This is a genomic window from Bacteroides sp. L008, assembly GCF_040812255.1.
Lineage (GTDB): Bacteria > Bacteroidota > Bacteroidia > Bacteroidales > Bacteroidaceae > Bacteroides > Bacteroides vicugnae.
Genome location: NZ_JBFNXO010000001.1, coordinates 625,463 through 639,876 on the forward strand (window position 1 = coordinate 625,463; position 14,414 = coordinate 639,876).

General features: G+C 40.4%; 10 protein-coding genes and 1 tRNA gene. 9 read left to right on the forward strand and 2 right to left on the reverse strand.

Annotated features, from left to right (window positions below; all coding sequences use genetic code 11):
• Window positions 1-12 precede the first annotated feature (12 nt).
• Window positions 13-594: an epoxyqueuosine reductase QueH gene (locus AB3G73_RS02505; RefSeq protein ID WP_004297549.1), complete on the reverse strand. Its 582-nt coding sequence runs from the start codon at window positions 592-594 to the stop codon at window positions 13-15.
• Window positions 595-698: 104 nt separating this feature from the next.
• On the opposite strand from AB3G73_RS02505, the gene AB3G73_RS02510 reads away from it, so the two are divergent.
• Both AB3G73_RS02510 and AB3G73_RS02515 read left to right on the forward strand, forming a co-directional pair.
• Window positions 699-2,741, forward strand: coding sequence for a toxin-antitoxin system YwqK family antitoxin (locus AB3G73_RS02510; RefSeq protein WP_367742392.1), 2,043 nt, complete (start codon window positions 699-701; stop codon window positions 2,739-2,741).
• Between the two features lie 108 nt (window positions 2,742-2,849).
• A tRNA-Thr gene (locus tag AB3G73_RS02515) sits at window positions 2,850-2,922 on the forward strand.
• Window positions 2,923-3,143: 221 nt separating this feature from the next.
• Here the strand turns inward: AB3G73_RS02515 and AB3G73_RS02520 are convergent.
• Window positions 3,144-4,352, reverse strand: a complete 1,209-nt coding sequence (locus AB3G73_RS02520) for an ROK family transcriptional regulator (RefSeq protein WP_009039358.1) — start codon at window positions 4,350-4,352, stop codon at window positions 3,144-3,146.
• A 237-nt stretch (window positions 4,353-4,589) separates the two neighbouring features.
• Here AB3G73_RS02520 and AB3G73_RS02525 point away from each other — a divergent pair, with 237 nt between their 5' ends.
• The 7 genes from AB3G73_RS02525 to AB3G73_RS02555 all read left to right on the forward strand — a co-directional run bounded on the left by AB3G73_RS02525 (window position 4,590) and on the right by AB3G73_RS02555 (window position 14,411).
• Window positions 4,590-5,036 (forward strand): YhcH/YjgK/YiaL family protein, encoded by a 447-nt coding sequence (locus AB3G73_RS02525; protein WP_009039359.1) that lies wholly within the window; start codon window positions 4,590-4,592, stop codon window positions 5,034-5,036.
• Between the two features lie 226 nt (window positions 5,037-5,262).
• A complete protein-coding gene (locus AB3G73_RS02530) occupies window positions 5,263-6,504 on the forward strand; it encodes an MFS transporter (RefSeq protein WP_009039360.1) in 1,242 nt (413 codons plus the stop codon).
• Between the two features lie 30 nt (window positions 6,505-6,534).
• Window positions 6,535-7,452 carry a dihydrodipicolinate synthase family protein gene (locus AB3G73_RS02535; RefSeq protein WP_367745409.1) on the forward strand — a complete coding sequence of 306 codons (918 nt, stop codon included), beginning with the start codon at window positions 6,535-6,537 and terminating at the stop codon, window positions 7,450-7,452.
• Between the two features lie 11 nt (window positions 7,453-7,463).
• Entirely contained in the window at window positions 7,464-8,639 is a 1,176-nt protein-coding gene (locus AB3G73_RS02540; RefSeq protein ID WP_055235426.1) for an AGE family epimerase/isomerase, read from the forward strand.
• 50 nt (window positions 8,640-8,689) lie between these two features.
• Window positions 8,690-9,844, forward strand: coding sequence for a sialidase family protein (locus AB3G73_RS02545; RefSeq protein WP_320979854.1), 1,155 nt, complete (start codon window positions 8,690-8,692; stop codon window positions 9,842-9,844).
• An 11-nt stretch (window positions 9,845-9,855) separates the two neighbouring features.
• On the forward strand, window positions 9,856-11,133 hold the full coding sequence (locus AB3G73_RS02550; RefSeq protein ID WP_320979853.1) for a sialidase family protein: 1,278 nt from the start codon (window positions 9,856-9,858) through the stop codon (window positions 11,131-11,133).
• 11 nt (window positions 11,134-11,144) lie between these two features.
• On the forward strand, window positions 11,145-14,411 hold the full coding sequence (locus tag AB3G73_RS02555) for a TonB-dependent receptor (RefSeq protein WP_009039365.1): 3,267 nt from the start codon (window positions 11,145-11,147) through the stop codon (window positions 14,409-14,411).
• The last annotated feature ends 3 nt before the right edge of the window (window positions 14,412-14,414 follow it).

The following is a 14,414-nucleotide window of genomic DNA, read 5'->3' on the forward strand; positions in this document are numbered from 1 at the left end:
GTCGGGTTCGTTTTATTCTTCTTTTCTCATGCTGAATTCGCAACCGCAATATTGTTGGTTGTAGAAGTTATACTCTTTAATGATGGCAATGCGTCGTTCACTAAGTCCGCCTTTCCGCCAATTCTGCTCCCAGTATGTGACATCCGGGTATGAAGCAGTGGCATATTGTCCGGCTTCATTAATCTGCTCCAGACTTTTCCAACGACTGGAAGCAAGCGTTGTGGTTATTACGGAAAGGCCATGTTCGTGTGCATAACGGGCGGTCTCCAATAAGCGTAGTTTAAAGCAACGTAGGCAGCGTCCTCCTCTTTCGGGTTCCTGCTCCATTCCTGCTATATGACATCGCCAGTTTTCATGATCGTAATCAGCATCTATTATCTCCAATCCCAATGATTGGGCATAGCGTGTACATTCGTCTTTTCTTATCATATACTCTTCCAGCGGATAGATATTAGGATTGCAATAATAGATAACAGGGGTGATGTGATGTTGCATCATACATTCAATAATGGCTGATGAACAAGGAGCACAACAGGTATGAAGTAAGACTTTATCGGCTCCTCCCGGAACTTCGAGTTGGAATTTCTTTTTCATGCTGTAAAGTTAGTACATATTTACGATACGAGTCAATGGTTTATGTTTTATTCAGAATAGTTTTTTTAGTATATTTGTCCATTCAAGTTTATAACAACTCAATAATGGATGAATTAAATTGCGGGCAAGAAGAACAAAATTTAGGCCCGGAGAAGAAAAAAAGTACCTCGAAAATAGTGAAGAGAACTTTAGTTGTGGCTGTATTGGCTTTGGCGGTATATGTTGTATATTCCGTGGTTTATTTATTTGTCTCACCTGATCGGAATATTCAGCAGATCTATCTGGTTCCGGAAGATGCGGCATTTATTATTCAGTCATCGGCTCCGATTGAAGATTGGGAGAAGTTTAGTGGAAGCGAGACGTGGCAATGCCTGAAGAAAGCGAAATCTTTTGAGGAGGTGACGCAAAGTGTGGAGAAGCTGGATTCCGTTGTCAAAAGCAATAAGGTATTATTGTCGCTTGTTGGTGAGCGGGATATGCTTATTTCGCTCCATAAGACTCGTCCCACTAATTGGGATTTTCTACTTATCCTGGATATGCAGAAGACATCAAAGATGGACTTATTGAAAGACCAGGTTGAAACTGTATTGGTTATGAGTGGTTTTACTGTGACTAACCGGATGCATAATGGCATTAATATCCTTGAAATGCGCGATCCCGAGACGAGGGATATTTTCTATATTGCTTTTGTCGATAATCATTTGGTCGGTTCTTATACATCCGGACTTGTCGAGTCGGCTATTGATTCTCGTAATAAACCTAAAATCGGGCTTGATCAGTCTTTTATTGAAACAGAGAAGTTGGTTTCCGGTAAGGGGCTTGTCAGGGTCTTTATCAATTATGCGCGTGTACCTCAATTTATGTCTATTTATTTAGGTACAAGAAATGAGTATATCGATCTGTTTAGCAATTCCATGAATTTTGCGGGACTTTATTTAAATACGAATAAGGAAAGGATGGAGGTGAAAGGATATACGTTGAAAAAAGATTCTGCCGATCCTTATGTCACTGCTTTGTTGAATTCGGGAAAACATAAAATGAAAGCGCATGAGATTCTGTCCGGGCGGACAGCTCTTTATACGAATATAGGTTTCAATAGTCCGGTAACTTTTGTAAAGGAATTGGAGAATGCACTGTCGGTTCACAATAAACAGTTGTATGATTCTTATCAAAGTTCCCGGAAAAAGATAGAAGGGTTATTCGGTATATCTTTGGAAGAAAACTTCTTGAGTTGGATGTCAGGAGAGTTTGCTATTACGCAATCCGAACCAGGTTTGTTAGGGCATGATCCCGAACTGATTCTGGCTATCAGGGCTAAAAGTATTAAAGATGCCCGTAAGAACATGGAATTCATTGAAAAGAAGATTAAGCGACGTACTCCGGTTAAGATTAAGACTGCTAATTATAAGGATTTCGAGATTAATTATATCGAGATGAAAGGCTTTTTCCGCTTGTTTTTTGGGAAGCTATTTGATAAATTTGAGAAGCCATACTATACTTATGTTGACGATTATGTAGTTTTTAGTAATAAAGCTGCTTCTTTACTTTCTTTTGTAGAAGATTACGAGCAGAAGAATTTATTGAAAAATAATCCGGGTTTTGAAAATGCACTGTCATATTTAAAATCAAGTTCTACTATTTTCTTATATACAGATGTGCGCAAGTTTTATTCCCAGTTGAAACCGATGATGAATCCTGCCACATGGAATGAAATACAATCAAACAAAGACGTTTTGTATTCATTCCCTTACTGGACTATGCAGATTATAGGAGAGGATCACTCGGCTTCTTTGCAGTATGTGATGGATTATAGCCCATATCAACCGGAAGAGGTTGCCGTTGCTATTGCTACTGATGAAGATGATAAGGAAATGAACGAAGATGCTGAAACCGAGAAAGAGCAGATGAGCGAACTGAAACGTTTCTATGTCGAAAAGTTTGAAGGGAATGTGTTGCGGGAGTTCTATCCGGAAGGCGCATTGAAGAGTGAAGCGGAAGTAAAAGAAGGGAAACGTCACGGCCGTTACCGTGAATATTATGAAGATGGTACCTTGAAACTTCGTGGAAAGTATGCAAATAATAAACCGAAAGGTACATGGAAATATTATACCGAGGACGGGAAATTTGAGCGCAAAGAAAAGTTTTAGATTACGTCAACAAAAGTTGATTTAAAAAATAAGCTCAAAAAATAATCGGATTCTTTTTGTTTTCTCAAATAAAGCTGTAATTTTGCACGCCGTAAACGAGAGACAAACGCCGCTATAGCTCAGTTGGTAGAGCAACGCATTCGTAACGCGTAGGTCGCCAGTTCAAGTCTGGCTAGCGGCTCTCAAATTAGAACGCTGATTATTTGACTAATAATCAGCGTTTTGTTTTTCTATAGAATCTCTTTCGTATGAGTGTGGTATCTTTTTTACATGGAATTTATGTGAAATATAAAAAACGAAATTTATGTTGAGTCGCATTATTGTTTTAGTCGTCGCAGGAGTTGTCGTGGTCTATATTGTTCGTTTTATAGATAACTTTTTCTCTCAGCGCAGAAGATAAATTCAACTTTCAAACATCCGGCTGCGTGCCAGCATACAAGCGCCAATGATACCGGCTTTGTCTTTCAGCTTGGATGTCGCAATGGCTGAATCTTTATTGACTAGATTTAGCGAGTACTTGCGTACTGCTGTTTTTATCGGCTGGGTGATATAGTCGTCAGTCAAAGATAGGGTTCCGCCTATGATTACCAGTTCAGGATTGAATATATTAATTAGCCCTGCAATTTGTTTTCCCAGTTTTTGTCCGATCTCTTCTACAATTTCAATGCAGAGTGGGTCTTCCTTGTTTACGGTAGCTATAATTTCATCCAAAGTAAGAGGATTTTCTTTGGCTAAAATCCGGTTGGATAGGACAGAACTTTCTCCTTTCTGGATGCGTTCTATTAATATTCGATGAAGAGCTGAACCTGATGCTTCCGTTTCCAAGCATCCTTTTTTACCACAGTGGCAGATGATTTCATTGTCAAATACATTTGTATGCCCGAATTCTCCGGAAAAACCGGACTTTCCGGTATATATTTTCCCATCAATGATAATACCTATGCCTAATCCCCAACTGACGTTTACAAAAATAATGTCTTTTTCCCCTTTTACGCATCCTTTCATATATTCCCCGTAAGTCATAGCGCGTGTATCGTTGTCTATTGTTACCCGGAATCCGATTTTTTCAGTTAATACTTCCGCCAAGGGTCTCTCTTCAAAATTAAATTGGCTGAAGCTATATCCAGATTCTGGGTTGACTCTGCCGGACACATTTATATTGATATTTAATATTTTATCATTATCTATATCTGCTTTCTTTATAAATTGCAGAATAAGTTTGCATAACTCTTCCAGTGCTTGTGAAGTGTTTTCTGATTTAAAAGGGATATTCATTTTTAATTCTACCATATCGCCTTTGAAATTAATCAGTCCTATATTAATGGCAAACTTTTTAATATCTACTCCTATAAAATAACCGGATTCGGGATTTAGTCCATATAAGCTGGGGTAGCGTCCTCCGCTCGTCTCCAATTTGCCATAATCGTTTATATATCCTTCTTCGCACATTTCACTAATGAATTTTGTGACAGTCGGGACACTGAGATCCAGTTCTTTTGCTAAATCTGTAATAGTAGAACTACCATTATATATATAATGTGTAATAATCTTCTTTTTGAGAAGAGCGTTCTTGGTTCCTGCTTCTATTTCTTTCAGTAAATGTTGTTTCATCTTAGTCCTTCTTTATTGTTTGAGGCAAAGATAATAAATTTATTTATTAATGGAGATTTGTTTGATTTGAATTTAGTAGATGCTTTATTTATCCCTCTTTCTGAATATTGTATTAAAACGAATAATATATAAATCAAGAATCTATATATTTAATAATTTTATTAATAACGTCTGTTATATTAAATATTTCTTTTATATTTGCCCTTCTATTATTTAATTATAAATGAAAGGAAAAATATGATCGTATCTAATCTGCAAAACAGTCAGCGTATCGAAGGGCTCCACCCTTTGTTCAAGCCCTTGTTTGACTATGTGAAAACCCATGATTTGCTTCATACGGATTTGGGGCGTATTGAGATTGATGGTGAGAATTTGTTTATCAATAATGTAAATCTGGAATGTGTATCTCCTGATAAGCAAGTTTTAGAATTACATCATGACTATATTGATGTGCATATCTTGTTGGAAGGTGCGGAAACAATTGGTTGGAAAGCCTTGGAGGACTTACAAAAAGAGGTTAAGGCATATTCTAAAGAGGACGAGTGCGCCTTATATTCAGATACTCCGACTACTTATGTTAATCTGCTTCCGGGGCAATTTGTAATTGTGTATCCGGAAGATCCCCATGCCCCGATTATTGGTCATGGCAAGATACGTAAATTGATAGCTAAAGTACGGCTATAAATTGTTATTGTTTTTATTTTGTAGTATCGAAAATAACATGGAAAAGGTGGTGTCTCTTATTAATGAGATGCTGCCTTTTGATATATATAAAGTATTATATCTTCTTACGTGATTTATAAATAAGCGAATATATAATAAAATATTTAATTAAATGTTTGGAGGAAAATAAAAATAGTATTATGTTTGCAATGATTTAATACGAGTGAAACATAAAAAATTACTTTATATGAAAAACAAAAGTATTTACCCATGGGTGGTTGTCGGTCTGCTGTGGATAGTAGCGCTACTTAATTATATGGACCGTCAGATGCTTTCTACGATGCAGGAAGCTATGAAAGTAGATATCGTAGAGTTGAACAAAGCTGAAGCTTTTGGAGCTTTAATGGCTATATTTTTATGGATATATGGTTTTATGAGTCCTGTTGCGGGAATTATCGCCGATAGGGTAAATCGTAAATGGTTGGTGGTCGGTAGTCTTTTTGTCTGGTCGGCGGTTACTTTTTTAATGGGGTATGCTCATAACTTTCACGAGCTTTACTGGTTGCGTGCTGTCATGGGAGTCAGTGAAGCGTTGTATATTCCTTCGGCTTTATCGTTGATTGCTGACTGGCATGAGGGAAAATCCCGCTCTTTAGCTGTAGGAGTTCATATGACAGGGTTGTATGTCGGGCAGGCTATCGGTGGTTTTGGGGCTACGGCTGCTGCCGCTTTTTCTTGGCAGGCTACTTTTCATTGGTTTGGCATTGTAGGTATTGCTTATTCTTTGGTACTTATATTGTTTTTGAAAGAAAATCCTATTCATAATATATCTATCAAAAAAATAGATGATGCTCCTAAAGAGAAGAAACCTTCCATTATAAGTGGGCTTTCCCTGCTGTTTACTAATTGGGCATTTTGGATTATTCTTTTCTATTTTGCGGCTCCCAGTCTTCCGGGGTGGGCAACAAAGAATTGGCTTCCGACTTTGTTTGCGGATAGCTTGAATATTCCTATGTCCGAAGCGGGACCGATATCTACTATAACAATTGCCGTGTCTTCTTTTATCGGTGTTATTTTAGGTGGAATCTTATCTGACCGTTGGGTACAAAAAAATATTCGCGGGCGTGTTTATACCGGAGCCATCGGTTTGGGGATGACTATACCGGCTCTGCTCCTGCTTGGGTTTGGACATAGTTTTGTTAGTGTGATTGGAGCGGGATTGCTCTTTGGTATTGGTTTTGGAATCTTTGACGCAAATAATATGCCTATTCTATGCCAGTTTGTATCAGCAAAACATCGTGCGACGGCTTATGGAATTATGAATATGACCGGTGTGTTTGCGGGAGCTGCCGTGACAGAAGTTCTTGGAAAGTGGACAGACGGAGGAAGTTTAGGACAGGGATTTGCAATGCTGAGTATCGTGGTAGCTGTAGCATTGGTACTTCAAATCTATTTCTTAAGACCGAAGACAGATAATATGGTAGATTAAGAATATAATAACTTTATAAAAAATAAAATGATGGAACGAATTAAAGGACTTATCGATGCACCGTTTACTCCTTTTTACGAGAATGGTGAAGTGAATTTGGAACCTATTGAAGCATATGCCAAGATGTTGGTAAAGAACGGACTTCAAGGAGTGTTTATCAATGGTTCTTCCGGTGAAGGTTATATGCTGACTGAAGAAGAACGTATGTTATTGGCAGAGCGTTGGGTTGCTGTCGCTCCCGAAGGCTTTAAAGTAATCGTGCACGTCGGTAGTTGCTGTGTAAAGGCCAGCCGTATGTTGGCTGAACATGCACAAAAAATAGGCGCATGGGGAATTGGTGCTATGGCTCCTCCTTTTCCGAAGATTGGCCGTATTGAAGAATTGGTGAAATATATTGAAGAGATAGCATCCGGTGCGCCCGAACTTCCCTTCTATTATTATCATATTCCGGCATTCAACGGTGCTTTTCTGCCAATGGTTAAATTACTGGAAGCGGTAGACGGACGTGTTCCTAACTTTGCAGGTATTAAATATACTTTTGAGAGCATGTATGAATACAACCAATGCCGTTTATATAAAAACGGAAAATATGATATGTTGCATGGACAGGATGAAACAATTCTTCCTTGTCTGGCTATGGGTGGTGTTCAGGGCGGCATCGGCGGAACAACCAATTATAATGGTAAAGAACTGGTCGGTATCATCAAAGCATGGGAGGCAGGTGATATCGAAACAGCCCGTGAACGTCAGAACTTCTCACAGGAAGTAATAAATGTGATCTGCCATTTTCGTGGGAATATTGTTGGCGGAAAACGCATAATGAAATTGATAGGACTTGATTTAGGTAAGAACCGTACTCCCTTCCAGAATATGACAGATGAAGAAGAAGTTCAGATGAAAACGGAGCTTGAGGCAATTCATTTTTTTGACCGATGCAATAAACTTTAAAAACGCATAGCATGAATACAGCAGAATATTTGAATAAGTGGGCCATATCCTATAAAGACGATATAATAAATAATATTATGCCGTTCTGGATGAAGTACGGGCTGGATAAAGAACATGGAGGGGTGTATACATGCGTTAATCGGGATGGTAGTTTGATGGATACAACGAAATCTGTCTGGTTTCAGGGACGTTTCGGGTTTATAGCTGCATATGCATATAATAATATAGAGAAAAATCCCCAATGGTTGGCAGCATCCAAGAGTTGTATTGATTTCATCGAAGCGCATTGCTTTGATACGGATGGACATATGTTCTTTGAAGTCACAGAAGATGGAGTCCCGTTACGTAAGCGCCGTTATGTGTTTTCAGAAGGTTTTGCGGCAATAGCAATGGCTGAATATTCATTGGCAACCGGTGAAAAGGAATATGCTGAGAAAGCATTGGAAATCTTCAAGCGTACACAGCATTTCCTGGATACTCCGGGAATGCTTGAACCTAAATATTTGCCGGCTATGTCTTCAAGAGGGCATTCTATAACGATGATCTTGATTAATACAGCTTCTCGCATCCGGATGGTTATTGACGATCCTGTATTGACGGAGCAGATAGATGCTTCGATTGCCGCATTGCGTAAATATTTTATCCATCCGGAGTTTAAGGCTTTACTTGAAATGGTAGGACCTAATGGTGAATTTATTGACACGTGTAACGGACGTGTCATAAATCCGGGCCACTGTATTGAAACCGCTTGGTTCATTATGGAAGAAGCTAAATATCGCAATTGGGATAAGGATTTACTGCAATTGGCTCTTCAGATTCTCGACTGGTCTTGGGAATGGGGATGGGATAAAGAGTTTGGTGGCATAATCAATTTCCGTGATTGCCGTAATCTTCCGGCTCAGGACTATTCTCAGGATATGAAATTCTGGTGGCCGCAAACAGAGACTATTATTGCCACTTTATATGCCTATCAGGCTACGGGGGATGAGAAATATATTCAGATGCATAAGCAAATCAGTGACTGGACGTATACTCATTTTCCCGATAAGGAATATGGAGAATGGTATGGTTATCTTCACCGTGATGGTACTGTGGCACAACCAGCTAAGGGAAATCTCTTTAAAGGTCCTTTCCATATACCTCGCATGATGATTCGTAGTTACATGCTTTGCAAGGAGCTTTTGTGAAGTAATATGTAACTCTTCTGATAAAATCTAAAACTATTACTATGTGTATTATGAAAAACATATTATTTGCGGGACTTATGCTTTTCTTTTCTTGTATGAAAGGAGAAGCGCAGTCCGGTGCAAAAAAAAAATTCCCGGAGTTTCCTAAATATACTGTGTTTTCAGCAGGAGATGATAATGTGAATAGTTATCGTATTCCATCATTGTTGACAGCGAAAGACGGCTCTTTACTTGTGTTTTGTGAAGCACGTAGAGAAAGTTGGAAGGATAAAAGCCGTACAGATATAGTAGTGAAACGTAGTACAGATAATGGGCGGACATGGTCAGCTATGCAAGATTTGACTCAGGGAACCACCGGCGCTTATATGGATCCGACTCCTCTTTTAGATTCAGCTACCGGTAGAATTTTTCTTTTTACCACTTTTTGGCCGGCAGATGATCACACAGGTGCCAAAAATCGGGCAATTTTGCTGACTTCAGATGACAATGGTTGTACATGGGCTGCTCCCGTTGATGTGACTGGTACATTAATGCCGAAAGGAAGTCGTATTTATGGTTTTGGACCGGGAGCAGGTTTGCAAATGGTGGGTGAAAAATATAGAGGAAGACTGATTTTACCGGCTCGTGTATCTGAAGTCACTGGTGAGAAAGCCCATGATGTAGCTATTTATTCCGATAATCATGGTAAAACATGGAAGATGGGTGGCAATGGTGATAATGATGATGAATTTCAGATTGCAGAGTCACCTGCCGGAGTTTTGGTTTATAATGCTCGTGTTCCCAAAGCGCGAATGGTGTCATTCAGTGTAGATGGGGGAGAGACATGGAGCAAGGCTGTAAAGGAACTTGCTTTGCCTGGTGTATCTAAAGGATGTCAGGCAAGTGTATTGGGAAAAGGTAAAACGCTTTATTTCTCTGGGATACAAGGAATACCGGAGACATCCGAATATGATGAACGTGCAAAACTTACTTTATATAAAAGTGAGGATGGTGGAAGAAAATGGGATAATGGGTTACTGTTATATGATAAGGCTGCCGGATATAGCTGTATGTCTTTCTTACCGGACGGACGAATGGCTATAATCTTTGAAACAGCAGATACTCAATCATTTACTCGTAAATCATTACCTAATACGAAACCTCTTAAGCGTCCGGATGACTGGATGAAGTTGGATTTAATTTTAGTGCCTGTTATTAATCTTTAATTTTTTTATTTATGAAGAGTATATTTAATGTGTTTTGTTATATTCTGAGTTTGTTTGCTATTATTGCCTGCTCGGATGATAATGTTAATGACTTTAGTCCGGTGCCTTATCCAGATGAAGTTGTGGATCCAAATCCAGATCCCGACCCTGATCCTGACTCGAAACCGATATGGAAGATAACTTCTCCAACAATTACCGTATTCAATTCAAAAGCAAGTAATGACATTTCATATCGTGTTCCTGCCATCGCGGTTACAAAGAAAGGCAGCATACTCGTTTTTTGTGAAGCTCGCTATGGAACTTGGCAAGATAAAGCTGGGCGGACGGATATTCTAATGAAGCGTAGTACCGATAAAGGGGTAACATGGACTGAAAAGAATTTAACCAGTCAAGCTACTTCATCAAAGTTGTCATATATGGACCCGACTGTTGTCGTCGACCAAGTTACGGGGAAAATCTTTTTGTTTACCTCTTTGTGGGATGCTGTAGGCAAGGAGTCTGCCAAACAAGGCTATAATAATAGAGCTATCATGTACACTTCGGAAGATGATGGATTAAATTGGACAAGAAAAGATCTCACAGACGAGGTGGAAATTGGAATTTTTAGCGGTGCGACAAGAATGATTGGTAGCTTCGGTCCCGGTTCCGGTGTGCAAATGACATCAAGTGAGCAATATAAGAATCGTTTGATTGTCCCTATACGCACTTTCAAAGTGAATGAAGCTGCTGGGACCGTTTCAAATGGCGGGAATACAGCTATGTGGTCGGATGATAACGGGGTGACATGGGAAACCGGGCAACCTAATAAGTCTGGTGAATGGACGGTAACGGAAGCTCCTGATGGTGCATTAATTGGAAATATCCGTTATAATGGACACCGTCAAAACTATGTAAGTACAGATGGTGGAGCCAAATGGCCTTCTTTTTCTGATTATGCTCCGACAGCACTACCAACTCCAGCCCAAGGCTGTGCGGGAAGTGTTATCGTAAAGGATGGCTGGATGTATTACTGTGGGGCGAAAGGGATTACCGAGACAACAGCTCATGATGATCGTGGTATACTATATTTGGCCAAAGCTAAATTCTTTGGTGGCCATTCGCATACATTTGAGCCGGCAGATCATATGGTGCTTTATGATAAAGCGGCAGGATACACATGTATGGCACTTCTGCCTGATGGTGATATGGCTATTGTTGCCGAACTCGGTAATGAACCGGGATTCCAAAAACTATCAACTCGTCCGGCCGGATGGATGAGATTGGAATTATTTATATTATCTACTAAATAACCTCTTTTAATATGAGAAAAATACATTTAAAGTACTGCCGGGAAGTAATATTCGTGGTAGTGGCCATGCTTTGCTCCATTGGCAGCATATATGCACAAGTCGAGCAAACGGTAAGTGGCGTTGTGAAAGATGTTGCTGGAGAGCCTTTGATTGGTGTCTCCGTATTGGAAGTAGGCACATCAAATGGTGCTATTACAGATTTGGATGGAAAATATACGTTAACATTGACAAAGAGTAAATCAGTTCTTGCTTTTTCATACATAGGTTATGTTCAACAGAATATTCACGTGGATGGACGTAAGAATATTACGGTAGTGATGAAAGATGATGCCATAGGTTTGCAGGAAGTCATTGTCACAGGTTATGGTAAAACCGTAACTAAAGATAAGCTGACTGCGGCTATATCCAAAGTTTCTTCCGAAGTTTTGGAGAAAGGTGTACGCTCCAATCCGTTGACTGCTTTGGCGGGTACGGTTACTGGTGTACGTGTTACGCAGACTTCCGGTCAGCCGGGAGCAGGGCCCTCCATTCAGGTACGTGCAGGTGCTTCTTTGAACGGTTCCGGTAGTCCGTTGTATATTATTGACGGTGTGCAGAAAGACGATATGAACGACATCAACAGTAACGATATTGAATCTATTGAGGTTTTGAAGGATGCTGCTGCGACAGCACTTTATGGTGCACGTGCCAATAATGGTGTAGTTCTAGTGACCACAAAAAGCGGTCATGTGGGGAAAACAACCGTAACATTGAACGTAAATATCGGTAAAGGTTTTGCCCGCGACAACTACGATTTTATGAATGCCCGCGATTATCTGTATTGGGAACGTATGGCGGCAAAGCGTAGCGGAGACGACATGAATCTTGTGAACGGATGGGGTACAGGAAATGACATCACTGCCGACGGAAATAAAAGCAGCAACGGTATCTATAGTACCTCTATTCTGACAGATAAGAATAAATATCTTTTGGATTATGGTTGGCAATCGATGAAAGATCCGGCATCAGACAATTATCTATTGTTCAAGGAAACTGATTTTATGAAGTTGAACACGCAGGATGCCTGGACGCAGGATTATAATGTCTCTTTCTCCGGTGGAAACGACAAAGGCAAATACTACTCAAGTATCGGGTATTATGATGAAACAGGTTTTCCATTGGAGTCGGGATACCAACGTCTGTCTTTCAACCTGAACGGTGAATATAAGATCAAGAGCTGGCTGAAAGCTTCCGGTTTCGTGAATTTCTCACGTTCGGAAACCAATCCTAACTACATGAGCGACGCTAATTTCTGGAGCGTGGTAGCTGCTGCTCCCCCGACCTTTAAAGGAGCTAATTTGGACGGAACGGTTATCACACTACTCAATAATACTCAAAATGCCAATTGGAATGAGATGAAGAACTACTACTATCGCAGAAATACGGCTTACAAGACTACGCTGGGAACTTCTTTCCAAGTGGATTTGATGAAAGGACTGAGCTTGAAACTGAGCGGTATGTGGTATCTTTGGATGAAGGAAACTGAATCTTTTGATAAAGAGTTACCTACCGCTCCCGGTAAGTTGAATTCTAACCGCAAAGCTTCTGCTACTTATGCGCGCAAACTGGATCAGACTTATAACGCCATTCTGAATTACAATGTCTCATTCGGTGACCATAACGTCAGTGCAGTCGGTGGTTTTGAAATGATAGACAAATACAACTACGGACTCTCGGCATCAGGTCAGGGAGCTACTTCCGATGATTTTATCGGATTGCAGTTCACTGCCCCGTTGGACGCAAACGGAAAATCCACCCGTAACATGTCTACCACTCACACACAGGAGCGCATCATGTCCGGTTTCCTGAATGCTACCTACGACTATAAGAGCAAGTATCTTTTTTCTTTCTCCGGACGTTACGACGGTTACTCCAAACTGGTGGACAACCGCTGGGGATTTTTCCCCGGTGTCAGTGCCGCATGGAACGTATATCGTGAGGAATTCATGGAGAAATATCTGGATATATTTTCCAACATGAAAGTACGTATGGGATATGGGCAGAATGGTAACGTGAATGGTATCGGACTGTACGAACTACAAGGTAGTTATGGAACAGCCGGTAACTACAACGGCATCTACGGCCTGTTGATTGACGATATTGCATATCCCGGACTGCGTTGGGAGAAAACCACCTCTTTTGATACTGCCATAGAATTAGGACTGTTTAATAAAGTAGATTTGACAGTAGGTTATTTCAACAAGAAAACTACCGATTTGATTGCCAATGTACCTTTGGCTTCTTCATCCGGCGTAGGCTCAATGACGACAAACAACGGCGCTGTGCGTAGTCAGGGTATGGAGCTTGAAGTCAATTACCGTATTTTTGACCGTAAGGACTTTAAGTGGAATATAGGTGCCAACATTACTTTTGTGAAATCCAAAATCCTGCAATTACCTGATAATGGTAATGAGAACAACCGTCAAGGCGGAACGGAAGTTTACAAAGGCAAAGGTAGTAATGAAACCGTTTGGAAAGGTGGAATACAGGAAGGACAGTCTTACGGTGATATTTACGGATTCAAAATGATGGGTGTTGTGCGTGACGAAGCCGATTTGGCAAACTATGCTTATTACGTAGATAAGATTCCCTCTAAACCGGTATATGGTCCGGCAGCTTATGCACAATTGACGGTTGAGCAGCAGAAAAATGCGCAGCAGTTAGCTCCGGGTGATGCTGTCTGGTACGATGTGAATGGTGACGGAACTATCGACACGTATGATCAGGTGAAGCTTGGTAATGAAATTCCAAAATGGATGGGTGGTTTCAATACATCCGTTACGTGGAAAGGGCTGACCTTGTTTGCCCGATTCGACTATGCGTTGGGATACAAGAAGTGGAATAGCGGTTATCAATATTTCATGGGTATCACTTCCGGTCACTTCAATGTTCCGGATTTGGCTAAAAAGACATGGACGGAAGATAATCCGGGTGCGGAACTTCCGGTATTGATGACTAACGACACTAACTTTAAAAAGAACTATACCCGCAACACTTCATTGTTTTGGGAAGATGCTTCTTACCTGTGTGCCCGTGAGATTTCCTTGAGCTACGATTTACCTTCGCAGTGGACTAAAAAAGCCCTCATGGATAAAGTGACGGTGACGCTTACCGGACAGAATTTATTCTACATAACGGACAATCGTCTCTACACTCCCGAGTATGGAACCACCAGTGGCGACAAGGGCGGATATGCTTTACCTAAGACAGTTCTGATGGGATTAAAGGTTATGTTCTAAAAT